Raw genomic sequence first — 25,624 nt, forward strand, 5'->3', positions numbered from 1 at the left:
CACTTAAATGAGAATCCCTTCGCTGAAAACATCTATCACCAGATTCGGCTGTCCGCCTAAATTTAGTTCAGACGATCGATTTGTCCAATCTATGGCAGCATAGAAATTATGCTGGCTTAGGGGTGTTTTTCGTCAAATGCTTGTAAATATTCCGCACTTTGCATTTCAAAAAGTCGGGAAGCCGTCCGATCAAATTCAAAAGCCTCAACACCAACACCCTGCCGGGCCTGATAGAGTTTTTCCGGTGGCGCATCCGCCGAAATAAACAATCGGGCATGGTGATCGTAAAGCACGTCAATCAATAGAATAAATCGCTTGGCTTCGTTGCGATGCGCAAAGTCTAATACCGGCACATCATCGATAAAAACTGTCTTATATCGTTTAACGATGGCGATATAATCTGCCGCACCCAAAGGCTGGGCACAAAGCTCATCAAAGCTAAAACGCGCCGCTCCCGGCACCGCGTGCCGCACGATAATCTCGCGACCCTTGACCTGAATTTTATCCGGTGTTTCGGTGGCGCCATTCTTAAGATTGGCCCAGGCAATATTCATGCGCTTGGTTGTTTCAAGCCCCAATGGCGTGAGATAAACGGGCTGCCGATCCAGCTTCTCCAACCGATAATCGGTCCGTGAATCCAGATTGATCACATCCACATGCTGCTTGAGTATTTGCACAAATGGCAAAAAAAGCTGCCTGTTTAACCCGTTAAAATAAAGATTATCCGGCGCAACATTTGAAGTGGCAATCAGCACCACACCTCGGTCAAACAATGCGTTAAACAGACGGGAAAGGATCATCGCATCGGCAATATCGGTCACGGTAAATTCATCAAAACACAACACCCATGCATCTTGTGCTAAAGCTTCCGCAACCGGCGGAATCGGGTCATCCTGCTTGGTTTCCCCACGCTTATGCGCCTGCCGATGCGCATAAATACGTTCGTGTACATCCGCCATGAAATCATTGAAATGGGCGCGACGCTTGCGCTCAATCGGCAGCAGCGAAAAGAAAAGATCCATCAGCATGGTCTTGCCGCGACCGACTTCGCCATGCACATAGAGGCCCTTTACCGGCTCCAGCGCCTGCCTGCGCTTACCAAACAGCCAGCCCAACGCACTCGATTTACGCGAAAGCCGCTTGGTGCAAATCTCTTCAATCAACTTATCATAGCGTTGAGTGAGATCGCGTTGCGCATCATCAGCTTCAATATCGCCGGCTCGCTCCATAGCGTCATAACGTTCTCGCACCGATGGAAAAGCTTTTAGGCTGCCATTGAAAGACATGTCAGGTTCCGTAACCCATATCAAATAGGGCGGAGCGATGATCGCCCCGCCACATCATTTAAATATTCTCTAAACCCTATCGGGAAAGTGAAAGTGCCTGCCCGCCGACAGTCTGACCATCAAAACGGCTCTGGCCGGACGAATAAAGCGTGGCGACCGTTCCACCATTGGCATCATAAAGCGAAAGCTGCTTGCCGTTAACGGCCCATGATGCAAGATTTGACAATTCACCGGGGCAGCGCAGCGGTCCCGCACGGTAACCCTGCCCATATTTGGTCTGCGGCGTTGCGATCTTGCACGATTGCCCCGCCATATTGGCGTTCCACACGCCAGCCACAGATCCGGGCGTCAGATCCGGCGCTGTTTCCGGCGGCAGGCTAGCCACTTGCGTCCCGCTATCGTCTGCATTCATTGAAGTATCGGGCGCAGTAGGAAAGCTTGTCGGGCTAGGCGTGTCCAGAGTGCTTTTCTGAACAGTCCTGGTTGGTGCCGGGCGCAATGGCGCTGGCGGAGGCGTCGAAATATAATCGGAATTTCCCATGCGGGAGCTTTGGCAGCCAGCTAACACCATCCCGGCTGCTGCAATGCTCAGCAAACTTGCTTTTGAAATTCCCATCTGGTTCTCCATCTCATCGTGATGCCGCGGCCAATGGGGGGCATCGACGGCTATTGCGACTTTCCATGACGGAAAGTTTATCCCAAAACATTATGCATCGATAAAATGGCCATATAGTTAAAAAATCAACCGCAGGCGCGGTAATTTCGCCGTCAAACCCGTTAAGATGGGTTGAAACAGCTCACAAATTTTGACAATGGGGCAGCAAGGACACATTTTACCGCTTATTTTGCTCTTGTGAGCGCGGATTTGGATGCTCCTCCAATGCGCCTCCACTGGCACTTTAGGGAATTTTCAGCCATATAAGCCTCTATTGCCGTGCAGAAACAGCTCAGGCCACAGGAACCATCGATGAATAAGGCAGTCTTCGCCAAAATGAACGGATTGGGCAACAAGATCATTGTTGCCGATATGCGTGGGCGCACCGATCGGGTTGCGCCGGCTGCTGCTATTCATCTGGCAGGCGAGAAAGAAACAGCTTTTGATCAGATCATGGCTATCCATGATCCCCGATCCGATGGAACAGATTATTTTATCGAGATTATCAATAGGGACGGCACCCAAGCCCAGGCTTGCGGCAATGGTACCCGCTGTGTCGTGCAATGGCTTGCACGCGAAAGCGGTAAACGTTCCTATTTTTTCGAAACCTTGGCCGGTATTCTCACCGCCGACGAACACCAAGACGGCTTGATCACCGTGGATATGGGAAAGCCCAATTTTGACTGGCAATCCATTCCGCTCGCCCATGCGATCAAAGACACCCGCGAAATCGATCTTTCTGCTGGCCCCGCTGACGCACCAGTTCTTTCCGCGCCCTCGGTTGCTTCCATAGGCAATCCTCATGCGATCTTCTGGGTTGAAAATGATGTGTGGTCTTATCCGCTTGATAAATATGGACCAACGCTGGAACATGATCCAATCTTTCCAGAGCGCGCCAATATCTCCATTGCCCATGTGAAATCAAAGACGCTTATCGATCTGCGCACATGGGAACGCGGTGCCGGATTGACGGGCGCTTGCGGTTCTGCGGCTTGTGCTGCCGCAGTTTGCGCCGTTCGCACCGGGCGCGCTGAGCGCAAGATCACTGTTCAAGTACCGGGCGGACCGCTTTTAATCGAATGGCGCGAGGACGATCATGTGCTGATGACCGGACCCGCTGAATGGGAATTTCAAGGCACATTTGATCCCGCAAGTGGCGAATGGAGCCGAGCAGCTAATGATGACCGAGGTGCTGCATAATGAGCGTTGAAGTAGTTACATTCGGCTGCCGCCTCAATACCTATGAATCCGAAGTGATGAAGCGCGAAGCCGATGCTGCGGGCTTGGGCGAGCTTAAAGATGGCGCCATTATTTTCAACACCTGTGCTGTGACCGCCGAAGCGGTGCGGCAAGCACGACAGGCTATCCGCAAGGCGCGCCGCGATAATCCGCAAGCGCGCATCATCGTCACCGGCTGCGCTGCCCAAACCGAAGCTGCCACATTCGATGCTATGGAGGAAGTTGACCTCATTTTGGGCAATGAGGAAAAGCTGAAAGCCAACTCCTACCGTATGTTGCCGGATTTTGGGGTCAACCAGTTCGAAAAAGTCCGCGTTAACGACATTATGGAAGTGCGCGAGACGGCCAGCCACATGGTCGATGCCATTGAAGGCCGCGCCCGTGCCTTCGTTCAGGTTCAGAATGGGTGCGACCACCGCTGCACTTTTTGCATCATTCCCTATGGTCGCGGCAATTCGCGCTCGGTGCCGATGGGCGGCGTGGTCGATCAGGTCAAACGCTTGGTTGATAATGGCTATCGCGAAGTGGTGCTGACCGGGGTTGATATGACCTCCTACGGCCCCGATCTTCCCGGCAATCTTCGTCTGGGCAAGCTTGTCAAAACCGTGCTTGCTCAAGTGCCGGATTTGCAGCGTCTGCGCCTTTCATCCATTGATTCAATTGAAGCTGACGATGATTTGATGGACGCGATCGCCAATGAAAAACGTCTGATGCCGCATCTGCATCTATCGCTACAGGCGGGCGATGATATGATCCTCAAACGCATGAAGCGCCGACATTTGCGTGACGATTCTATTCGTTTTTGCGAAACTGTGCGCAGCCTGCGCCCCGACATTGTTTTTGGTGCGGATATCATTGCCGGTTTCCCGACAGAAACCGAAGAGATGTTCCAAAATTCATTGAAAATCGTTGAGGAATGCGGCCTCACCAACTTGCATGTTTTTCCTTATAGCGCGCGCGAAGGCACGCCCGCAGCACGCATGCCGCAAGTCCGGCGCGAGATCGTCAAAGAGCGCGCCGCAAGGCTACGCGCCGTGGGTGAAATTGCCTATCAAAAGCACCTTGCCTCGCTAATCGGCACCCGCCAGCGCTTGCTCGTGGAAAAACAAGGCGTCGCCCGCACTGAAGGCTTTACCCTTGCCGCTATTGATCAGGGCAATGCAGGCGAAATTATTGAATGCAACGTGACAGGCCACGACGGTGAAAAACTTCTCACCCGTCAGGCAGAGCCGCAGGCCGCTTGGGCTACGACCAGATAAGGTATCGAATTCTATGGCAATCGGTTTCATCAAGAAAATGTTCTCCTTCGGCAAGAAGGAGGTCGAAGAAAAGCCGGTCGATCAGCCGACTGACACCGATGAGCTTAGCCCGCCACCCTCTGCGCTATCTGAAGACGATACTCCCCCAATTGCCCCCGCAGATCCGGAACCAGAATCCCAAAACCAATCGGTTTCTGAACCCGACCCGGAACCGCAGGCCGCAATTGCTGAGCACCCTGTTACCGAAATAGAAATTGCAATCGAGCAACCGCCCATTATGGAACCGGCGGAGCCCGATCTGGCTCAACCTGTCGCAATAGACGAAGAGCCTGCACCAGACCCGGAAGAAACCTATTCCCCCGCTCCGTCTGAAACCGAAGCCGAGCTTGTCAGCGCGGTTGAAAAGCCTAAAAAGGTCAAAGTTTCAAAGTCGGTCGAGGAAAGCCAGGAAGAAGAACCCATTGAGGAGACGCCCGAACCGCGGGTTTCCTGGTTCGAACGCCTTCGCCGCGGCCTTGCCCGATCCTCAAGCTCGCTAAGCGATTCGATTGGCGGCATTTTCACCAAGCGCAAATTGGATGATGACACGCTACAAGACCTTGAAGACGTGCTCATCCAGGCCGATCTAGGGCTTGAAACCGCAATGCGTGTCACCGATGCGCTATCCGCATCCCGTTATGGCAAGGATGTTTCCAGCGACGAAGTGCGCGCTATCATGGGCACGGAAATCGAAAAAGTTCTTGCGCCGGTGGCAAAACCGCTCGAACTCGACCTTTCACACAAGCCGCATGTTATTTTGGTCGTCGGCGTCAATGGCACCGGCAAAACCACCACTATCGGCAAGCTTGCAGCCAAGCTGACGGCTGGCGGGCTGAAAGTCATGCTCGCTGCCGGTGATACATTCCGCGCTGCTGCTATCGAACAATTACACATTTGGGGCGAGCGCACTGGCGCGCCGGTTGTCTCATCCAAATTGGGCGCAGATGCCGCTGGATTGGCCTATGATGCTTGGGAAAAAGCCAAACAGGCCGGAAGCGACGTATTGATTATCGACACGGCTGGGCGGCTACAAAACAGAGCTGAGCTGATGGATGAACTTGCAAAGATCGTGCGTGTTCTGGGCAAACATGACCCGGAAGCCCCACATACTGTTTTGCAAACACTCGACGCCACCACAGGCCAAAACGCGCTCAATCAGGTGGAGATTTTTAAAAATATTGCTGGTGTCAACGGATTGGTCATGACCAAACTCGATGGCACCGCGCGGGGTGGCATTCTTGTGGCCATCTCCGCCAAACATAAATTACCGGTCTATTTCATCGGCGTCGGCGAAGGTGTCGACGATTTAGAACCATTTGAAGCCAAAGATTTTGCACGCGCTATTGCAGGAGTCTCCTGATGCAACAACCCGTTTTCGAGCGCGATCCGTCGCAAAAAACCGAAGCCGAGCGTAAGGAAGTTCCCCCCCTGCTTAAATTGGCCCTAGAGCTGGGCCCGCTTCTGGTTTTCTTTTTCACCAATGCCCGCGGTGAAAGCTTAATTGAGCGCTTCCCCGTGCTGGGCCATATCGGCGAACCAATCTTTCTGGCCACCGCTTTGTTTATGGTCGCAACGGTGATCGCACTGACCGTTTCATGGATATTGACCCGCACATTGCCCATGATGCCGCTTATTTCCGGCATAGTAGTCCTTGTTTTTGGTGCCTTGACCCTGTGGCTGCACAATGAAACCTTCATTAAAATGAAGCCGACCATTGTGAACACGCTCTTTGGCACAATTCTTTTGGGTGGCCTTTTCTTCGGCAAAGCGCTGCTGGGCTATGTGTTTGATTCTGCTTTCAGACTTGATGCCGAAGGCTGGCGCAAACTAACATTTCGCTGGGGACTGTTCTTTTTGTTTCTGGCCATCACCAATGAAGTAATCTGGCGCAATTTCTCAACGGATTTCTGGGTGGCTTTCAAGGTTTGGGGCACCATGCCCATAACCATTGTCTTCACACTTTCACAAATGCCCCTTATTCAGAAACATACATTGCCTGAACCAAGTTCAGCCAAATAATTGAGGAGGATGCCATGTCGCCAATCAAAGCACAGCTTGATATCGAACAATTCATCTGCCGCAGCGATAATTATGGTGTCCTCATACACGATCCTGAAAGCGCATTAACGGCTGCAATCGACGCACCCGATGCAGATGCCGTTGAACAAGCGCTTGACCGCCGCGGCTGGACGCTCGACTTTATTTTCACCACGCATCACCATTTCGATCATGTCGATGGCAATGAGAAACTGAAACGAAAATTTGGCGTGAGCATCATTGGCCCCAAAGATGAAGCGGATAAAATCCCGGGCATTGATCGCACAGTTGAGGACGGCGATATATTTACCTTTGGCCTGTTCAATGTGCAGGTAATCTCCACTCCCGGCCACACCGCTGGCGAAGTTTCATACTATTTGCCCGAAGCCAAACTTGTCTTTACCGGCGACACGCTTTTTGCACTCGGATGCGGCCGTCTGCTAGAAGGCCGACCAGAAACCATGTATCACTCGCTGCAAAAGCTTATCGCGCTTCCCGGCGATACGGCCGTTTATTGTGGGCACGAATACAGCGAAAGCAATGCCCGCTTTGCGCTGACGATTGATCCTGAAAACTCCGCCCTTAAAGAACGCGCCACCGAAATTGCTCGCTTGCGCGCCGCCGACCGCATGACTTTGCCTTCAACCATCGCACTCGAAATGGCCACCAATCCCTTTTTGCGCTGGCATGATCAAGGCATACGCGCACGTCTTGGTTTGCAAGAAGCAAGCGACGCAGAGGTTTTCGCGGAGATCCGCAAGCGCAAAGATATGTTTTAAAATTAGTCTCAAAGCGCCAAGGCACGAGCATTTGGGATTTTAATCTTGTTTTGTCACATTTCTTTGATGAAATAAGACACTCAAATTTTCATGCCTGCGCGGGGAAAGAAATGTCAGCTTTATCTCAATTTAAAAAACTCCATCAAGCAGCCGTGGTTACGCTATCGCTTATCGTTGTGCCAATCTCCGGCCCGATCGCCATGGCGGAGGATTTTTTTGAAATCGCAACACCTCCCGCCACGCCACCTGAAATTAACAACATCAAATTGAGTGAAGATCTGCTTTCGCGCATGGAAAAAATCCACGCCGCACTTGAGGAGCTCGAACTTGCCCCCACTTCCGAAGAAGGATTGGATGCCCGGCCCTCAATGGATTCTATGATCGCAAGTCTGGAATCGCGGCCACAAGTCGTTGAGATCATCAACGCCCAGAATCTCACCCCGCGCGAATTTCTTTTGACCCATTTTGCCCTGATGAGCAGTCTGGCCGCCGCCGATGCTGCCGAAGAAACTCAAATTTTTGACGAGGCAAAGATCGTCAATCCCGAACATTTGGCTTTCGGCCAAAAATATAGCGAGCGTATCCGCGAATTGATGGGTGAATAATCACCCATCCCTAAGCCTATCAGCCAGGCTGCCTCAATAGACGCAAGGCATTGATCGTTACCAAAACCGTGGCGCCAGTATCAGCGAGGATAGCTGGCCAAAGCCCCGTGATCCCCAGCACTGTGGTTATCAGAAAGACGACCTTCAACCCCAGTGAAATGCCAATATTCTGATAAATATTACGCATAGTCCGCTTCGATAGCGCAATCATCCCCGCCACATCGCCGACACGCCCGTGCAAAATGGCGGCATCTGCGGTTTCAAGCGCCACATCGGTGCCGCCGCCCATTGCAATGCCAATATCTGCCGCCGCCAGTGCTGGCGCGTCATTGATACCATCCCCCACTTTAGCGACGACTTGGCCTTGCGCGCGCAACTCGCTGACAATACGCTGCTTATCTTCGGGCAAAAGTTCGGCTTGCACCTCAATGCCGATTTCCCCGCCAATCGCATCCGCTGTGCGACGATTGTCACCCGTCAGCATCAGCACACGAACATCCATATTTTTGAGCGTTTCTAGACCCGCAATCGCGTCCGCGCGAGGCTCATCACGCATTGCAATGGCTCCAGCAATCCGGCCATCAGCCACCAATACCGAAATCGTCTTCCCAGCGTCATTGCACGCTTCTATCCGCGCCGCCAAAGCATCGGAAATGGTGCCGCGCTCACGCGCTGCCTTGCGTGACCCGAGAAATAATTCCGCACCCTCAGCAATGCCTGAAACGCCTTTGCCGCCATGCGCCTTGCTCTGGGTGACTTCCACCAATTGAAGCCCACGCGTCTCAGCCTCGCTCACGATCGCCAGCGCCAGCGGGTGGCTTGATCCCGCATCAAGCGATGCCGCCAGGCGCAAAACCTCGTCCTCGCTCATCTCTCCGGCAATCACATCCGTTACTTGCGGCTTGCCTTGCGTCAGCGTTCCGGTCTTATCGAAACAAGCAGTGGTCACTTTCCCGATTGTTTCAAGAACCGCTCCGCCCTTTATCAGCAAGCCACGGCGCGCACCTGCCGAAAGTGACGCTGCAATTGCCGCAGGCGTCGAAATAACCAGCGCACAAGGACAGCCAATTAGCAAAATAGCTAAGCCTTTATAAATCCATTCGCCCCAGGCAGCGCCCATAAGCAATGGCGGAAGAACAGCAATCAGCGACGCAAAAATCACCACGCCCGGCGTATACCAACGCGAGAAACGATTAATGAAACGCTCGGTAGGGGCTTTTGATTCTTGTGCTTCCTCCACCAGCCGCACCACCCGTGCGATGGTATTATCTTGTGCTGCCGCTGTCACTTTGACGCGCAACACCCCATCGCCATTGATTGTACCGGCAAAAACCGTATCGCCAGAACTCTTGCCCACCGGGGTGCTTTCCCCTGTAACCGGAGCTTCATCAATCGCAGTTTCACCAGAGATAATCTCACCATCCGCAGCGATACGATCGCCCGGGCGCACGACAATCACATCACCGACGTTTAGACTTTCTGCAGGCACTTCCCGCGTGGAACTTTGGCTTTCAACAATAGCAATTTTCGGCACCAACGTGGTCAATGATTGAATACTCGCCCGCGCTCTGCCGGCGGCCACGCCTTCAAGCATTTCGCCGATCAGAAACAGCAACACAACCGCCGCCGCTTCCTCCGTCGCGCCAATGAAAACGGCACCGACAGCTGCAATTGTCATCAGCATTTCGATGGAAAAGGGCGTTCCGTTGATGGCAGCCATAAGCGCCCGCCGCGCAATTGGCACCAGACCGATCAACATGGCCACGGTAAAAGCCAAAAACTCAATCCGCGGAAAAATATTTCCGATAATATAAGCCAGCACCAACCCGGCCCCACAGGCCAGCGTCAATTGTCCCTTGCCGCTTTGCCACCAGCGTACCGGGTCTGAAACATTAGTAGTTGCTCCACCTTGATTTGTTTCAGAAACCGGAACGGCGCGATAACCCAAAGAGCCCACCTTGGCGGCAATTTCATCGGGGTTGGCCGAACCATCATGCTCGACCAACATCATCCCATTGGTCACGGAAACAGAAACCTTCTCCACACCCGAAACCCGGCTCACAGCCGTATCGATTTTGGCCGCGCAAGATGCGCAATCCATCCCCTCAACCTGAAAGCGCAACCCGCCGCCATTCTCATTCAATAGATGATCCCTATGCGCTTCGTGCGTATCCGTGCTGTGATCATGCTCACAATTGGCGTGGTGGTCGTGGTGGTGATCATGCGCTGGTGCTTTTTGCTTCATCACTTTATCCCTAAGGTCGGCATCCAAACCGTTCCACATTACTGTGGAAGCCTCTTGAACAATTTCAATAAGGGTCTACATCCTCTAGTGACTAGAGGAGCAAGCGAAAAATGATCGCAAATGTTTCGATTGGAGAAGCTTCAAAAGCCAGCGGCGTGAAAGTACCGACAATTCGCTATTATGAGCAGATTGGTCTATTGCCGCCCCCTCCCCGCAATGAGGGAAATCGTCGGCTCTATGATAAATCCGATATTCAGCGGCTTTTATTTATCCGCCATGCCCGCGATCTCGGCTTTGAGATTGATGCAATCCGCACTCTATTGGCTCTGCAAGACAATCCTGATCAATCCTGCGCCGCTGCCGATGCGATCGCGCGCGTTCGATTAGCAGATGTCGAACATCGAATCGCGAAGCTCTTGTCATTAAAAGCCGAATTGCTTCGTATGCTTGAGTGCTCGGCTCATAGCCGCATCGACCAATGCCGCGTGATCGAAATTTTGGGAAATCACGACGAATGCCTTAGCGCTACCCATTAAATCCTATTCCGCCGGTGCTGTCTCTGCACGTCGCGAAAAAATCATATCTTTTGCCGCCAAAGCCGCACCGGCCGTGATCAATAAACAAGCGGCAAGAATGCGCAAACTCGGCTCGGAAGCGCCTGCGATAATGAGCACCAAGGTGGAAAGAAGCGGCGCCGCATAGCTCGCAGCTCCCAGAACCTGTATATTCCCGCGCTTTATGCCAAAATCCCAAGCATAAAAGGCAGCCCCCACCGGCAGCAGACCAAGGGCCAGAACCGCTGCCCACTGCATAGGCCCCTCAGGCCAAACAGTTTGCTCTAAAGCAAGATGACAGATCAGCGAAAGCACCGCTGTTGCCACACAAAATCCTGTCACTGCGTCAGTTGGCACATGCGCTAATCGGCGCGATAAAAGTGAATAGGCCGACCAGGTGAAAGCGCAAAGCCCAGCCATGGCATAACCGAAACTATATCTTGCCTCAAAACCAAGGCTTCCGCCTTTGGTAACGATCAACACGGTTCCAACAAGCCCGAGCAGCGCTCCTGCAATATGATACCAGTGCAGCCGCTCACCGGGCATCAGCGCCGACCCCAGCACAATCAGCAAAGGCCAAAGATAGGCAATCAGACTGGCTTCTACCGCTGGTGCGTTTCGCAGCGCGGTAAAATAGAGAAAATGATAACCGAAAAGTCCAACAACTCCGACCAGCCAAACCACCGGCGGCTGGCGCAAATGTTTTGCAGCCCCCGGACGCCAGAGCCATGAGATAAGACCAATGGATGCACCAATGGCAAATGTCATGGCAGAAAGCTGGAATGGCGGAACCTTACCCGATCCTGCTGTAAAAAGCGCCAATAACGCCCACATAGCGATAGCGGAAAAACCAATCAGGGTCGCAAGCTTCATATTAATCCCCCCTCCGGGCCCCCATTAGACGCCTCCATCAGAGGCGCCATTCGAGGACTCTGCTTTCAAGCCTGCTTTGTCCTCCCCTATTTTACCTGCTCGAATCGCGTCGCCTGAATTTTTAATGTCCCCAATTGCGTACCGATCGTTGCAAGAACCGGGCCATAAATACCGGAATCCCCCATTGAAGCAAAGGAAATTGAGATCTTGCTTTTATCGCGCAAATAATTGATGGCTTTTTTGCCTTCTTGATAGCCAGCCAAAGGAACAAAGCCTGCCGAGCAGATCACCGATTCGCCCGTAAATCCACGCGTGGTGAAAGATCGCGTACCGCTGAATGCTAATTTGATGTCTGCCCTTGTCTGACCATCAAAAACGTTAAGCGTCCGGTTGCAGACAGAGCCAATTTGATCCGCTGAAATCATCAGCGCGGTAATCGGATCATTGACATTGAGCAAGTCACCCGGTGTCACCGTGATCCACGGTGCCCGCTTTTTAATCGCAGGCACATTCTTTACATCAATGACATTGCCACCGGCAAAGCGGATTTTAGTGCTTTTGTTTTTCCGCCCGTGCTTATAGGCAAGATCAAAACTGCTGGGCACGGCTCGGCCCATCACAGACCGGCCAGTGACGAATACCGTCCCATCCGTATCGTCAAAGATACGCGCCAAGCCGGATGTCATGAAACGGCCATTTACGCTATAATTCCGCCCCTTAACCGTAGTCTCTATGGCAGCGCGCGCCAGTGAAAGCCCAAAAATCGAGATTTCATATTCGGTTCGATAAACCGCATCTGCTTGGGCAATACCCATGGCACTGCCGCTTGCAGCAATCACGGCCAGCAACAATAAAACACAGCGCCATCCTGCTGCTCGTGTTCTTGTCAATCGTGATTGTTTCCCTATCAATCGTGATAATGTCCAAGAGAATCGTAAACGGCGTATCATCCTTGATGAGCCTTTCAGAGGCACCTCCCCACTTGATCTTTGTTCTCCCTCTACTCTATCTGTGACCAGTAAAAACTGGCGAAGTTATGATGCCATGTTATAAGAGGCGCGCAAAATGCCGCAAAACATCCTGTTTACGGCGTTAACTTCGAATCTGGCTTGACTGCAATCGCTGTGGTCACTATAGAAACGCGACTTTCCCAATAGGCCGCCTGTCCGAGATCGCGCGCCAGCAGCATCAAACTGCATTGATTGTCTGCTTTGATTGCATGTATCGGACATTCGGGTCGGGGCCTGAGAAACAAAATGTTGAAGGTGAGACCAAAATGTCCCGCGCTTGTGAATTGACCGGCAAGTCGGTCCAGTACGGCAACAATGTAAGCCACGCGAACAACAAAACGCGTCGTCGTTTTCTGCCGAACCTCTGCAACGTAACGCTTATGTCCGAAGCTCTCGGCCATAGCTATCGTCTGCGCGTATCTGCGAATGCTCTGCGTTCGGTTGAGCATCGTGGCGGCCTTGATTCCTTCCTCGTTAAGGCAAACGATAAGGAACTCTCGCAGCGCGCACGTCTGCTTAAGCGTCAGATCGTTAAAAAGCAGGCTGAAGCAGCAGCAGAATAAGTTCAGGCAGAATTGCCATCTGCCCGAATTTCGGCCTCGATTAAATCATCCTAAACAGGGTGTGATTATGTTTCTGAGTGCCGCTCATAGCAGTTAGACAAAAATGGCTGGCCTGCGCTGGCCTTTTTTGCTGGTTCCATTACCCAGGATAAAAAAATGTCTGATAATATTTCCCTCTCCCGGCTAATGCCGGCCATGCTGGCAATGTGTGCCGCAGTTGCTGCCTCCAATATTCTTGTCCAATATCCATTTGAATATTTGGGCCTGAATGAAGTTCTTACCTGGGGCGCTTTCACTTATCCTTTCGCATTTTTGGTCAATGACCTCACCAATCGCCGCTTCGGTCCCCTTGCTGCGCGAAGAACCGTTTATGTCGGTTTTGTTTTGGGTGTGGTGCTATCGATCTGGCTTGCGATCCCGCGTATCGCCATCGCTTCTGGCAGTGCTTTTCTTTGCGCTCAACTGTTGGATATCACCGTTTTTGACCGCCTGCGCCGTAAGACTTGGTGGAAAGCCCCTTTTGCTGGTGCAATGCTCGGCTCAATCTTCGACACAGTTTTATTCTTCTCAATTGCGTTTGCCGCGAACTTTGCATGGATCGATAAAATCACCGGAATGCCAGATTCATCACTGGCAGAGCCGGCTGCATTTCTGGGGATTGGCGTGCCGCTTTGGGCGTCCTTGGCCTTTGGCGATTTCTTCGTAAAAGTCGTAATGGGCACGCTAATGCTGATCCCCTATGGCGCTGTGCTGGCAATATTTGCCCCAACACTTTATGCGCCTGACAAAGCATCCTAAAACAAACGGCGCATGGACCACATGCGCCGTTTGTTTCATGAATTTTATCAAATCGCCTAGCGAGCTCTGCGTCCCTCAAGCCCCCTAGGCCCCCCTGCGCCCCCCAAGCCCCCTGCGTCCCGATGCTTCCTGCTGGTCTTCAAACAGCGAAGCCAATTGCTCGGTCATTGCTCCGGCCAATTCTTCGGCATCTACAATTGTCACCGCACGGCGATAGTAACGGGTCACATCGTGACCAATACCGATCGCAATGAGTTCCACTGGCGAGCGAGTTTCGATCTCCTCAATGACTGCACGTAAATGCCGCTCCAGATAATTGCCTGGATTAACCGACAGGGTAGAATCATCGACCGGCGCGCCATCGGAGATCATCATCAAGATTTTGCGCTGCTCAGGCCGCGCCAATAGGCGCTGATGCGCCCAAATAAGCGCCTCACCGTCGATATTCTCTTTCAGCAGCCCTTCGCGCATCATCAAGCCAAGATTGCGCCGTGCGCGCCTCCAAGGCGCGTCTGCGCTCTTATAGATGATATGACGCAGATCATTCAAACGACCCGGATTGGCTGGCTTGCCACCACCAAGCCACGCTTCACGCGCCTGGCCACCCTTCCAAGCTTTCGTGGTAAAGCCAAGAATCTCTACTTTCACGCCACAACGTTCCAGCGTGCGTGCTAATATATCAGCACAAGTCGCAGCCACTGTAATCGGACGACCACGCATTGAGCCTGAATTATCAAGCACCAATGTCACCACCGTATCGCGGAAATCCGTGTCTCGCTCCATTTTATAGGAAAGCGGCTGCGTAGGATCGATAATCACACGCATCAGCCGTGCGGTATCGAGATATCCCTCTTCCAGATCAAAATCCCAAGAGCGATTTTGCTGCGCCATTAGACGGCGCTGCAAGCGATTTGCAAGCCGCCCCACAACGCCTTGCAAATTGGCCAGCTGCTTGTCGAGAAATCCGCGCAGACGCTCAAGCTCTGCCTCGTCACAAAGATCGGTTGCCTCGACTTCCTCGTCAAACTCGCGGGTGAAAACCTTATAATCAACCTGCTCGGCAAAATTTGCAAAAGGTTGATTAGCGCGCCGCGTATCTCCGGGTGTTTCCGCGTCGATATCTTCGCTATCATCCATATCGTCCGAAGTCGCATCAGAGGCTTCCATTTCGCCCTGCTCGCCTTCGTCACTGGATTCATCCGATTCATCACTCTGCGCCGAATCAGACCCTTCCTGGCTCTCGTCGCCGCCCTCTTCATTCTCGTCTTGATCGGGCGATTGTTCCTCATTTTGCTGCTCGTCTTCGTCTTGCTCGTCAGACGAAAACTCTTCTGCCATATCCATGGCCGCCAGCATATCGCGCACAATCCGAGCAAAAGCCTGCTGGTCTTGCAGATTTTCATTCAGCCGCGCTAGCTCAGCGCCAGCCTTCTGTTCAATCCAATCTCGCCATAGATCAAGCACAGGCCCCGCTTCCGCAGGAGCCTTGCGACCGGTCAGCTTCTCACGCAGCAATAATGAAACCGCTTCTTCCAGCGGCGCATCTTCGCGCTCCGTTACCGTCGCAAAATTGGTGCGCGAATATTTATCCGCCAGCATAACCGCGAGATTATCGGCCACCCCCACCATTGCTTTGGCGCCAATCGCCTCCACGCGCGCCTGCTCCACCGCATCAAAAATTGCGCGCGCCTGCTTGCCCTCTGGAGCAAAGCTTGCATGAATACGCGCATTGTGCTGCGCTTTGCGCAAAGCCATGGAATCCCCAAGCCCCCGCGTAACCGCAAGGTCATGTGGGTTTGGGCGCTTAGGAATATCAGGAAGTCGGGCGCGATTGGCGGTTAAAGCAGGGCGATCATTGCTGAACGCCACTTCCAGCTCATTATCGCCGGAAATGGCCCGCATACAGGCCGTCATTGCGCGCTTAAACGGCTCCGCATCCACCGGACCCGCTTTGCGTTCACGCGAATTATCGCCCATTCCTGACATTTGGCCTGACATGCCTATCCAGACTCCTCATCCATCTGCCGCCGGAAACCTCCAGCGCCATATCCCATCAGGCCAGAACGATATTGGCTGCTGATTCAGGAAGTTCCTCGCCAAATGCCCGCTGATAGAATTCAGCCACAATCGAGCGTTCCAGCTCATCACATTTGTTAAGGAAAGTCAGACGGAAAGCAAAACCGACATCATTAAAGATCGCCGCATTTTCGGACCATGTAATCACAGTACGCGGGCTCATCACGGTGGAAAGATCGCCATTGATGAAAGCCTGCCGCGTGAGGTCCGCAACCCGCACCATTTTGTCAACGATCTGTCGGCCTTCTGCATTTTGATAATGCTTGGCTTTAGCGAGAACAATGTTCACTTCATTATCATGCGGCAGATAGTTGAGCGTCGTTACAATTGACCAGCGGTCCATCTGCGCCTGGTTGATCTGCTGTGTGCCGTGATAAAGCCCTGTCGTATCGCCCAGCCCCACCGTATTGGCGGTGGCAAACAGCCGGAAGGCTGGATGAGGACGAATAACGCGGCTTTGATCAAGAAGCGTCAGACGACCGGATGATTCCAATACACGCTGAATGACAAACATCACATCCGGACGCCCGGCATCATATTCGTCAAAAACCAGCGCCACATTGTGCTGATAAGCCCAAGGCAGAATGCCATCTTTGAATTCAGTAACCTGCATGCCGTCCTTAACGACGATTGCATCCTTACCCACCAGATCAATCCGGCTGACATGGCTGTCGAGATTAACCCGCACACAGGGCCAGTTGAGGCGAGCGGCCACCTGTTCAATATGGGTCGATTTACCGGTGCCGTGATAGCCAGAAACCATCACGCGACGATTATGAGCAAACCCTGCAAGAATTGCGAGCGTGGTCTGGCGGTCAAAGAGATAATCGGGGTCCAATTCTGGTACATAGGAATCGCCCGCTGCATATGCAGGCACCATCATGTCAGAATCGATTCCGAATTTTTCGCGCACCGAAACTGTTATATCCGGCAAATTGGCTATATCGCGCTCAACCTTGTTCATCATGCCTCCAGAGGCGGCAGGATTGCCCAGCCGCGACATTCACATTCCAACTGGAGCAAATCGCCGGCGAACCAGACTGACGCCCCAACTATAATAACTTGCGGGCATCCGTACTTACCTCCGCATAGATGCGGCAGAAGAATGTCCGTTGGCAGATGGGCCATTGGCCCACTGCATCCAGCTCAAAAAGGCTTTAGCAAAAACCTGCCTGTTTGAGCAATTGATAAGCCTGAATCACATCACGGAAACGATCTTCCGAACCACGATCACCACCATTGGCATCGGGATGATGTTGCTTCACAAGTTCTTTATAGCGCGCCTTAATCTTATCGCTACTGGAATTTGCATCTAAGCCAAGAGTTGCCAGAGCCTTTAGCTCCAATGCTCGTGGTTTACGATGCGGCGTCTTGGCGGATGCGCTCATCTTGGCTTCGTTCACAATATTGAACGGATCACGCATCCTGTTGTGATAGGCCGCAGAGCCCGAACGGCGCTGCGCAATATCCGGCGATGTCCGTGCGCGGGCACTAGCGCTGGCATTGGCGCCTGTCGTCCATGTCGGTCGATTACCGGTAATGGCTTCCTTTTGAAACTTGGCGACTTCGCTATCGGACAGGCCAGAGAAATAATTGAAACTCTTATTATATTCCCGGACGTGATTGATACAAAAGCGAAAATACTCGCCCTCACGCATACGCCCTACCGGTGCGCGATGCGTGCCCGGCTTATTGCAGCCATCCCACTGGCAGCAGGGTGCGTTTGATTTCGCCTCGGCCGATTTTTTTGGGCGGATGCGAATGCTATCGAAAAATTTTGAGCTCGTTGTCATCGAATCGAATTATGCGGATTAAGAGTCACTAAACAAGAATTGACATTTCGTCCCGACCAATTTGGTCTTTCATTTAGGGCGAAATTTGCTGCTAACTGCGAGTCCTGTGCGGATTTGCCCCACCAAATGCCGCCGAGGCGACGTCTATATGAAGCACAGCGTCTATATGGGGAGAACTGGCCCAAATGTCCATTCCTATTAACAAACAATCTGTGATCGAGCAAAAACTCAAAGCGGCTTTTTCTCCGCAACGTCTTGAAATCATAAATGAAAGTCATCACCATGCGGGTCATCACCATCCCGACAGTGATCACCATGATAGCTTTGATGGAACCGGAGAAACCCATTTTCGCGTGCGCATGGTCGCCGAAAGCTTTGCCGGAATGAATCGCGTGGCGCGCCATCGTGCCGTCAATGAAGTGCTAAAAGCAGAGTTGGATGGCGGCGTTCACGCCCTAGCGTTAGAGCTTTCCGCACCCGGCGAGCCGACAAGGCGCTAGGAGCACAGCTCAAAGAGGAAGCTTTGGCCCCACACCACCCGGAATAGGCTTTCCGTCAGCATCAAGCGGCACAATACGCAAGCGCGTCAATCGGTTCTTTTCCTTGTTTAAAACCGAAAAGCGCTTGCTGTGAAATGTGAAAGCCTGTTTCACTTCCGGAATTGTCTGCGTTTCATGAATAACCAACCCGGCAATGGTGGTTGCTTCCTCATCGGGCAGTGTCCAGCCTAGCGCACGGTTCACATCGCGAATGGGCAGCGATCCATCCACAATTACCGAGCCATCTGGCTGCCAGCGCATACCCTCTATGGCAATATCATGCTCGTCGGTGATGTCGCCGACGATTTCTTCCAAAATATCTTCGAGTGTTACTAGCCCCTGCACATCGCCATATTCATCCACCACAATGGCAATATGCGCTTTGTGCCGCAAAAACGCGTCCAATTGGTCTTGCAAAGTGGTTGTATCGGGAACGAACCACGGTTTGCGCACCACTTTCATTATATCAATGCGGGAAAAATCATTATCGAAGTCGTAAAGCGCACGCACCAGATCCTTGGTGTGAATAATGCCGACAATATTGTCGATATCCTCGCGCCAGACTGGCATGCGCGTATGCGGACTTGCCAGAACTTCCCGCACGATCTGATCCGCAGGTGCATCACCATTGATCGTGCGCATTCCCGTACGGTGCACCATCACATCACTAACTTCAAGCTCTTTAAGATCAAGCAATCCGCCCAGTTGATCGCGGTCCTCCTTGACCAGAGATTTATCGCGATGCAGCACTTCCACCGCGCCGCGCAGCTCTTCCTGCGCGCTGAGCATGGGCCGCCCAATGGCCAGATTGACGCCGAATAGCTTTAAGATAACGCGCACAATCCCATTCACCAGCGCCGAAACTGGGCCCAGCACCGCCACTACCCATGAGACTGGGCGGGCAATATGCAGCGAAAAACGATCCGGGTTGGAAATTGCCCAAGACTTGGGCAGCACTTCCGCAAAAACCACCAGAATGACCGTCATTGCCAAGGTTGAATAGGCAACACCGGCATCACCAAACAAAGACAAAAATATGCTGGCCGCCAAAGAAGACGCCAAAATATTGGTGAGGTTATTGCCGATCAACAACACGCCAATCAGCCGGTCACGCCTGCCGATCAAGTTTTGTACCACTTTGGCCCGTTCATCCCCATTATGCTCATGGCTGAGCATACGGGCGCGAGATGCCGCGGTTAGCGCTGTTTCCGCACCGGAAAAAAACGCCGAAAGAGTGACGCAAAGCAGAATGATGCCACAGATAATCCAGAGTCCTAACATCATTCTCTATCCTTTCAGGCTAGTGATGCGCCGCCCGAGACGGCGCATGTCAGTAGAGTGTCAAAGCCTATTTAGGCAGCAGGAAGCCGCTCCTTCAAAAATTCCAGCACGCTGGATGAAGGAACATCCTTCGCAATGAAGGACTGGCCAATGCCGCGGGTCAGAATAAAGGTCAACGCACCCCGTTCTACTTTTTTGTCCTGCGCAATATAATCCATCAATTTTTCAGCAGAAGGCAAACCGCCCGGCACATCGGAAAGCCGGGCCGGAAGTCCGACCGCTTTCAGATGAGTTTCTACCCGCTCTGCATCCTCAATGGCGCACAGGTTCATTTTTACGGAAAATCGATGCGCAAGCGCCATGCCAATGGCAACAGCTTCGCCGTGAACCAGACGCGTTGAATCATACCCGGTCGCTGTTTCCAGCGCATGACCGAAAGTATGGCCCAGATTGAGCAAGGCCCGGTCGCCTGATTCGCGCTCATCGCGTGCCACCACTGCGGCTTTCGAGCGGCAAGATTGAGCAATAGCCTCGGTGCGCGCCGGCCCACCTGCAAAAACATCCTGCCAGTTTTGCTCAAGCCATGCAAAAAATTCTGGCCGATCCATCAGCCCATATTTTGCCACTTCCGCATAGCCTGCACGAAACTCACGCTCTGACAATGTATCGAGAATTTCCGTATCCGCCAGCACCAGCTGCGGCTGATAAAAAACCCCAACAAGGTTCTTGCCATGTTCGGTATTGATGCCGGTCTTGCCGCCAACCGAAGAATCCACTTGCGCCAAAAGCGAAGTCGGTATCTGGATAAAATTCATGCCGCGCCGAACGATCCCGCTGACAAATCCTGCAAGATCGCCCACAACACCCCCGCCAAAAGCCACCACCGCATCGCCCCGCTCAAGCCGCGCCGCAAGCACCGCATTGGTGACCATCTCAAGCGTCGCAAATGATTTTGACTTCTCCCCCGGCGCTACAATAATCGGTGTTGACTGAATGCCAGCGCGCTCAAACGCTGCTGTAAGCCGCTCTAAATGTGCGCTGGCGACATTCTCATCGGTCACAATAGCCACGCGAACATCTTTGAGCCGACGAGCTATTTCTTCACCCGCCCGCTCGATCAACCCTTTACCAATCAAAATATCATAGGAACGCTCACCCAATGAAACCGGAACAGTGACAATATCGGCAGCGTTCATAGGCGCATTCATAATCTTTTCTTTCTCTTATCCAGAGCTCAGGCCCGTATTTTCTCCAAATGCGCTGCCAGAGCATCAATCATTTCTGCAGCGATCACTTCTTTTTTATCGTCGCGTGACATGATCTCAATATCGGCCTGCGCATAGATCGGATAGCGCCGCTCCATCAGACTTTGCATCACGCCGCGCGGATTGTCATTTTGCAACAACGGCCGGTTTTGACGCCGTGAAACTCGCTCCATGAGCACATCCAGTTCCGCATTAAGCCAGATAGAAATCCCAGCCCTCGCGATCGAAGAACGCGTCTCTTCATTCATATAAGCGCCGCCCCCGGTTGCCAGAACCATTGGCCCATCATCAAGAAGGCGCAAAATCACTCGCCGTTCCAGATCGCGAAACTCGTCCTCACCATAGGCTTCAAAAAGCTCCGGAACGCTCATGCGCGAAACATTTTCAATTTCTGTATCCGCATCTCGGAAAGGCAGGCCCAGCATCGTCGCAACCTTGCGCCCGACGGTAGATTTTCCTGCTCCCATTAGCCCCACGAGAACCACCACCCTTGAACCCAACAATTGATGGATAATAGGCGCTTTCCCATTAAGACCTGTCTGTTTTTCCGTACTGCTCATAGCCCTCGTCCATTTGTGTCGTTTCCACATCAAAAAGAACGCGGCGTCAATCGCTTTAGAATGGTTTCCGCATATCAAACCGGCTTTTATGACAAAAGCCCGGCTTAATCGGGCTAAAGCGCTCAATAGCAGCTTTTACCGCTGTGACTTTTCTTGCTTTCACTTCAATAGGGCAGCATAAAGCATCATGCCCACTTTGACGCGAATCTTCGGATTTCTTGCACTGATTGTCGCCATCATCTATGGCGCAATGTACGCGCTTGCGCATTTGGTAGAACCTTCTCGCCATATGATCAGACAGGAAATTCCTGCCGCAAAAATCAAACAACGCGTGATTGCTCCGCCTCGACCCATCAATTCGGATATGCTTGATAATCGCCAAGATGAGCCGGGCGAGAACAGCAATCAGGGCATAGAGGAGTAACAATGCGCGCATCCATTGCTATTGAAAATTTCCTTGAGATGATGAGCGCAGAACGCGGAGCCGCACAAAATACGCTCGATTCCTATCGCCGTGATCTGGAAGCCTGCGCAGAACTCGTGGCAAAGCGCGGTGTCGAGCTTCCGCAAAGCTCCACTCAAGACATTCGTCAGACCCTTGATACCATGGCCGCACAGGGCTTTGCCGCAACATCACAGGCGCGCAGGCTCTCAGCACTTAAGCAATTTTTCCGCTTTCTCTATACCGAAGGCATCCGACAGGATGACCCAACCAGTGTTATTGACGCCCCCAAAAAACAAAAACCTCTGCCAAAAATTTTGAGCGTCGAAAATGTCAGCCGTCTACTTGATCGCGCCGCTCTTGAGGCCAATGAAGCGAGTGAACCGATCGAGCAAATTAAAGCACTGCGCTTGCATGCGCTTCTTGAAACCCTGTATGCAACCGGCTTGCGCGTGTCAGAACTGGTTGGCCTGCCGCGAAGCGTGGTGCGCACCGATGATCGCTTTCTGATCGTGCGTGGCAAAGGCGCGAAAGAACGCATGGTGCCTTTGTCTCTAAAGGCACGCGAGGCGTTACAAGGCTTTCTTGCTTTGCGTGATGAATTGCCCGGTTATGACGAAAACCCGTGGCTTTTTCCGGCTTTTTCCGAAACCGGCCATCTCGCCCGCCAGGTTTTTGCCCGCGAATTGAAGGCGCTTGCCGTCCGCTCTGGACTTTCCGCCAGCTCTGTCTCACCGCATGTGCTTCGCCATGCTTTTGCGAGCCATCTTTTGCAAAATGGGGCCGATCTGCGCACCGTGCAGCAATTGCTGGGGCATGCCGATATTTCCACCACACAAATTTATACTCATGTTTTGGAAGAAAGACTGCATAAATTGGTAAGTGAGCATCATCCGCTTGCCGATTAGCGCGCTCGCTTGTATGAGAAAGCCAGAAAAATTTGCAACTTAGCTATGAAGTAAATATGTAAGGCCGCAAGATAGCCTTTTTTGCTCGGTCAGCTTACTGGCCAATAGCTTAGAAACTCACGATAGTCAGGCCCGATGTATAACTATCTCGATTTTGAAAAACCCGTCGCCGACCTCGAAGGCCAGATTCTGGAGCTAAAGAAGCTCGCTCAGGAACAAGGCAGCGTTGAGATGAGCGACGAGATCAGCCGTCTCGAGAAGCGCTCGGCCGATGCATTGAGGGATATTTACCGCAAGCTGACCCCGTGGCAGAAAGCGCAGATCGCGCGCCATCCGGATCGTCCGCATTGTCTGGATTATATCAATCGGCTTTTTACCGAGTTCACCCCTCTGGCTGGTGATCGCCAATTTGCCAATGATGAAGCCATTCAGGGTGGTTTTGCCCGCTTCAACGGCCAGCCCGTCGCCATTCTCGGTCAGGAAAAAGGCTCGGACACAAAAACCCGCCTAAAGCATAATTTTGGCTCCGCTCGCCCTGAAGGCTATCGCAAAGCCGTGCGCATCATGGAATTGGCAGACCGTTTCCAGTTACCGCTGATCACCTTTGTTGATACAGCCGGCGCATATCCGGGCGTAAGTGCAGAAGAACGCGGACAGGCCGAAGCCATTGCCCGCTCAACCGCTCAATGCCTAAAACTACGTGTTCCCGTGATCTCGATCATCATCGGTGAAGGCGGGTCTGGCGGCGCGATTGCGATTGCAGTGGCAAACCGCGTCTATATGCTGGAACACTCGATTTACTCGGTGATTTCGCCTGAAGGTGCCGCGTCGATCCTCTGGCATGATTCGACCCGCGCCAAAGATGCAGCTTCAAATATGCGCATCACTGCGCAGGATCTTTTCGATCTTAAGATCATCGACGGCATCATTTCCGAGCCAGTGGGCGGCGCCCATCGTGGTAAGGAGGCAGCCATTGATGCTACGGGTGATATCATCACCGCATCCTTACGCGCCATGAAAGATATTGACGGTGAAACGCTCAAACAGGAGCGTCGCCAGAAATTCCTTCAGATCGGCCGCAATATTTAAATTCCACAAAGCATGAAATAATCATTCTGGCGCGCTCGACAGCGCGCCGGATTGCATCCACTTGTCAATTCCGTCATATTGCGCAGCAAAGGAATTTTGGGTATTTGAGCAAGGATTTATCAACGATAATGAAAGGTTTTGCCGATAATATCCAAGCTTCGAAAGCGCAATCGATTGACGGCACGCGTCGCCTTACATTCGAAAGTGCTTGAAAAGATAAAATGATGACATGGTAATACCATTTCATCCAGCTCAAACTCTTTGTTAGATGGTTTTTCAAAGAGGTTTGAAGGCACTACTCCAGACGGGCGTGATGCGAAATGAAAATCAGAAGCGCAATTATAGCCACTATTCTTGCAACAACCTTTCTCGCAGGGTGTCAGGGTTCGACCGTTGCCGATCTTGGCATGCGGCACGAAACACCTCTGCCTAATAAGATCGTTGCAAAAATGAAGGCAAAGGGCATGTCTCGCCATTCGCCTATTCTTGTTCGCATCTTCAAAGAAGAAAACGTCCTCGAAGTCTGGAAGCAAAAGAATAACGGCAAATACGATCAGATCGCTTCCTATGAAATCTGCAAATGGTCGGGAAAACTGGGTCCAAAATTCATTGAAGGCGACCGTCAGGCACCGGAAGGTTTCTACACTGTCCGCCCCGCGCAAATGAATCCCACATCGCAATATTACCTTGCATTCAACATGGGTTTCCCAAACGCCTATGATCGCGTAAATGAGCGCACGGGCCAGCATTTGATGGTTCACGGCGCCTGCTCATCTTCGGGCTGCTATTCCATGACCGATGAAAGTGTGAGCGAGATTTACGCCTTTGGCCGGGATGCCTTTAGAGGCGGACAGCGGGATTTCCAGATTCAAGCTTTTCCATTTCGCATGACCAATGCAAATATGGCTCGTTATCGTAACGATCCAAATTTCGAATTCTGGAAAATGCTTAAGCAAGGTTACGATGCTTTTGAGGCCACGAAAACGCCGCCAAAAGTCGATGTCTGCGAAAAACGCTACGTGTTCAACGCAGTGCCGGAAGGCGAGACGCTTGATCCCGCCGGGGCATGCCCGCCATCTGTAGGCAACCAATCCATGGCCTACGCTTCTTCTTATGAGAAAACCTTCCAGAGCGCTTTCAGCGCCAGCCTGAAGGCACCTTCGCCCTCAATCCAGGGTATTGCCGAAGCAAAACTGGTTTCGCAATGGAGCGCAGCCCGCGCGCGCGGCGAAAGAGTGAGCCGCGAACCTCCGTCACTCACCCCAGCATCAGCAGAAAAGCCGAATGCACCGGATGTTGCACCTATAGCGCAACCCGTAAACGCCGTTGCAACACCACAAGCTGTTGACTCAGCAACCGTTCAACCAGTTTCCGTTCCGATACCGCAGAACAATCCTGAAGCGGTCCAATCACCTGTCACCACCGCAACCACCATTGCAGAACAGGTGATCCCGGAAAAGAAAAAGCCATGGTGGAAATTTGGCGGCAATTAGTCGTGCAACAAGCTGAAATACCGATCTATGATCTAAGAGGGCTTAAATGCCCTCTTCCGGTTTTAAAAACGCGCAATCGCCTGCGCTCTATGCAAAGCGGTGACCTTTTATGGGTCGAGACATCTGACCCCCTTGCCGGTATAGATTTACCACATTTCTGCGCACAGGAAGGCCATGAGCTGGTCCAGCATCTGCAAGAGCCCGGCCTTCATCGGTTTCTTATTCGCAAGAAATAG

25 protein-coding genes and 1 pseudogene are annotated in these 25,624 nt (G+C 52.4%); 15 read left to right on the top strand and 11 right to left on the bottom strand.

Features of this window, described 5'->3' with window-relative positions:
* Positions 1-116 precede the first annotated feature (116 nt).
* On the bottom strand, positions 117-1,286 hold the full coding sequence (zapE, locus tag C7374_RS00470) for a cell division protein ZapE (protein WP_111573658.1): 1,170 nt from the start codon (positions 1,284-1,286) through the stop codon (positions 117-119).
* 76 nt (positions 1,287-1,362) lie between these two features.
* On the bottom strand, positions 1,363-1,902 hold the full coding sequence (locus C7374_RS00475; RefSeq protein ID WP_111573659.1) for a protease inhibitor Inh/omp19 family protein: 540 nt from the start codon (positions 1,900-1,902) through the stop codon (positions 1,363-1,365).
* Between the two features lie 351 nt (positions 1,903-2,253).
* Between C7374_RS00475 and dapF the strand changes: the two genes are divergently transcribed.
* From dapF to C7374_RS00505, 6 genes are all read left to right on the top strand, one after another.
* Positions 2,254-3,141 carry a diaminopimelate epimerase gene (gene dapF / locus C7374_RS00480; RefSeq protein ID WP_111573660.1) on the top strand — a complete coding sequence of 296 codons (888 nt, stop codon included), beginning with the start codon at positions 2,254-2,256 and terminating at the stop codon, positions 3,139-3,141.
* Positions 3,141-4,439 (top strand): tRNA (N(6)-L-threonylcarbamoyladenosine(37)-C(2))-methylthiotransferase MtaB, encoded by a 1,299-nt coding sequence (gene mtaB, locus C7374_RS00485; protein ID WP_111573661.1) that lies wholly within the window; start codon positions 3,141-3,143, stop codon positions 4,437-4,439. The genes dapF and mtaB overlap by 1 nt, the downstream gene beginning before the upstream one ends.
* 13 nt (positions 4,440-4,452) lie before the next feature.
* A complete protein-coding gene (gene ftsY / locus C7374_RS00490; RefSeq protein WP_111573662.1) occupies positions 4,453-5,838 on the top strand; it encodes a signal recognition particle-docking protein FtsY in 1,386 nt (461 codons plus the stop codon).
* Positions 5,838-6,497 carry a septation protein A gene (locus C7374_RS00495; protein ID WP_111573663.1) on the top strand — a complete coding sequence of 220 codons (660 nt, stop codon included), beginning with the start codon at positions 5,838-5,840 and terminating at the stop codon, positions 6,495-6,497. The genes ftsY and C7374_RS00495 overlap by 1 nt, the downstream gene beginning before the upstream one ends.
* A gap of 14 nt (positions 6,498-6,511) precedes the next feature.
* On the top strand, positions 6,512-7,294 hold the full coding sequence (gloB, locus tag C7374_RS00500; protein WP_111573664.1) for a hydroxyacylglutathione hydrolase: 783 nt from the start codon (positions 6,512-6,514) through the stop codon (positions 7,292-7,294).
* Between the two features lie 110 nt (positions 7,295-7,404).
* Entirely contained in the window at positions 7,405-7,899 is a 495-nt protein-coding gene (locus tag C7374_RS00505) for a hypothetical protein (protein WP_111573665.1), read from the top strand.
* A gap of 19 nt (positions 7,900-7,918) precedes the next feature.
* Here the strand turns inward: C7374_RS00505 and C7374_RS00510 are convergent.
* Positions 7,919-10,024, bottom strand: a pseudogene (locus C7374_RS00510) (heavy metal translocating P-type ATPase); the annotation flags it as partial.
* 230 nt (positions 10,025-10,254) lie between these two features.
* Here C7374_RS00510 and C7374_RS00515 point away from each other — a divergent pair.
* Positions 10,255-10,680 carry a MerR family transcriptional regulator gene (locus C7374_RS00515; RefSeq protein WP_111573666.1) on the top strand — a complete coding sequence of 142 codons (426 nt, stop codon included), beginning with the start codon at positions 10,255-10,257 and terminating at the stop codon, positions 10,678-10,680.
* 3 nt (positions 10,681-10,683) lie between these two features.
* Here C7374_RS00515 and yddG read toward each other — a convergent pair whose 3' ends face one another.
* Entirely contained in the window at positions 10,684-11,571 is an 888-nt protein-coding gene (gene yddG, locus C7374_RS00520) for an aromatic amino acid exporter YddG (protein ID WP_111573667.1), read from the bottom strand.
* 86 nt (positions 11,572-11,657) lie between these two features.
* On the bottom strand, positions 11,658-12,461 hold the full coding sequence (locus tag C7374_RS00525; RefSeq protein WP_374850672.1) for a DUF3108 domain-containing protein: 804 nt from the start codon (positions 12,459-12,461) through the stop codon (positions 11,658-11,660).
* Positions 12,462-12,847: 386 nt separating this feature from the next.
* On the opposite strand from C7374_RS00525, the gene rpmB reads away from it, so the two are divergent.
* Entirely contained in the window at positions 12,848-13,144 is a 297-nt protein-coding gene (rpmB, locus tag C7374_RS00535) for a 50S ribosomal protein L28 (RefSeq protein WP_111574220.1), read from the top strand.
* Positions 13,145-13,300: 156 nt separating this feature from the next.
* Complete coding sequence (locus C7374_RS00540; protein ID WP_111573670.1) at positions 13,301-13,942, top strand: VUT family protein; 642 nt, start codon at positions 13,301-13,303, stop codon at positions 13,940-13,942.
* Positions 13,943-14,026: 84 nt separating this feature from the next.
* Here C7374_RS00540 and cobT read toward each other — a convergent pair whose 3' ends face one another.
* The 3 genes from cobT to C7374_RS00555 all read right to left on the bottom strand — a co-directional run bounded on the left by cobT (position 14,027) and on the right by C7374_RS00555 (position 17,811).
* A complete protein-coding gene (gene cobT / locus C7374_RS00545; protein ID WP_111573671.1) occupies positions 14,027-15,940 on the bottom strand; it encodes a cobaltochelatase subunit CobT in 1,914 nt (637 codons plus the stop codon).
* A gap of 55 nt (positions 15,941-15,995) precedes the next feature.
* Positions 15,996-16,982, bottom strand: a complete 987-nt coding sequence (gene cobS / locus C7374_RS00550; protein ID WP_111574221.1) for a cobaltochelatase subunit CobS — start codon at positions 16,980-16,982, stop codon at positions 15,996-15,998.
* A gap of 193 nt (positions 16,983-17,175) precedes the next feature.
* Positions 17,176-17,811, bottom strand: coding sequence for a J domain-containing protein (locus C7374_RS00555; protein WP_111573672.1), 636 nt, complete (start codon positions 17,809-17,811; stop codon positions 17,176-17,178).
* A 185-nt stretch (positions 17,812-17,996) separates the two neighbouring features.
* On the opposite strand from C7374_RS00555, the gene C7374_RS00560 reads away from it, so the two are divergent.
* Positions 17,997-18,311, top strand: a complete 315-nt coding sequence (locus C7374_RS00560) for a BolA family protein (protein ID WP_111573673.1) — start codon at positions 17,997-17,999, stop codon at positions 18,309-18,311.
* A 9-nt stretch (positions 18,312-18,320) separates the two neighbouring features.
* Here the strand turns inward: C7374_RS00560 and C7374_RS00565 are convergent, their stop codons facing one another.
* The 3 genes from C7374_RS00565 to C7374_RS00575 all read right to left on the bottom strand — a co-directional run bounded on the left by C7374_RS00565 (position 18,321) and on the right by C7374_RS00575 (position 21,456).
* Positions 18,321-19,634 carry an HlyC/CorC family transporter gene (locus C7374_RS00565; RefSeq protein ID WP_111573674.1) on the bottom strand — a complete coding sequence of 438 codons (1,314 nt, stop codon included), beginning with the start codon at positions 19,632-19,634 and terminating at the stop codon, positions 18,321-18,323.
* A gap of 68 nt (positions 19,635-19,702) precedes the next feature.
* Complete coding sequence (gene aroB / locus C7374_RS00570) at positions 19,703-20,839, bottom strand: 3-dehydroquinate synthase (RefSeq protein ID WP_111573675.1); 1,137 nt, start codon at positions 20,837-20,839, stop codon at positions 19,703-19,705.
* Positions 20,840-20,865: 26 nt separating this feature from the next.
* Complete coding sequence (locus C7374_RS00575; protein ID WP_111573676.1) at positions 20,866-21,456, bottom strand: shikimate kinase; 591 nt, start codon at positions 21,454-21,456, stop codon at positions 20,866-20,868.
* Between the two features lie 187 nt (positions 21,457-21,643).
* Between C7374_RS00575 and C7374_RS16330 the strand changes: the two genes are divergently transcribed.
* The 5 genes from C7374_RS16330 (at position 21,644) to C7374_RS00600 (ending at position 25,624) form a co-directional block, all read left to right on the top strand.
* Positions 21,644-21,880, top strand: coding sequence for a hypothetical protein (locus tag C7374_RS16330; protein WP_245412548.1), 237 nt, complete (start codon positions 21,644-21,646; stop codon positions 21,878-21,880).
* Positions 21,881-21,882: 2 nt separating this feature from the next.
* Positions 21,883-22,806, top strand: coding sequence for a site-specific tyrosine recombinase XerD (gene xerD, locus C7374_RS00585; RefSeq protein ID WP_111573677.1), 924 nt, complete (start codon positions 21,883-21,885; stop codon positions 22,804-22,806).
* 135 nt (positions 22,807-22,941) lie between these two features.
* Complete coding sequence (locus C7374_RS00590; RefSeq protein WP_111573678.1) at positions 22,942-23,895, top strand: acetyl-CoA carboxylase carboxyltransferase subunit alpha; 954 nt, start codon at positions 22,942-22,944, stop codon at positions 23,893-23,895.
* Between the two features lie 320 nt (positions 23,896-24,215).
* Positions 24,216-25,388 carry a L,D-transpeptidase family protein gene (locus tag C7374_RS00595; RefSeq protein ID WP_111573679.1) on the top strand — a complete coding sequence of 391 codons (1,173 nt, stop codon included), beginning with the start codon at positions 24,216-24,218 and terminating at the stop codon, positions 25,386-25,388.
* Complete coding sequence (locus C7374_RS00600; protein ID WP_374849965.1) at positions 25,367-25,624, top strand: sulfurtransferase TusA family protein; 258 nt, start codon at positions 25,367-25,369, stop codon at positions 25,622-25,624. Before C7374_RS00595 ends, C7374_RS00600 begins: the two co-directional genes overlap by 22 nt.

It is taken from the genome of Falsochrobactrum ovis (assembly GCF_003259955.1).
Taxonomy (GTDB): Bacteria; Pseudomonadota; Alphaproteobacteria; order Rhizobiales; family Rhizobiaceae; genus Brucella; species Brucella ovis_A.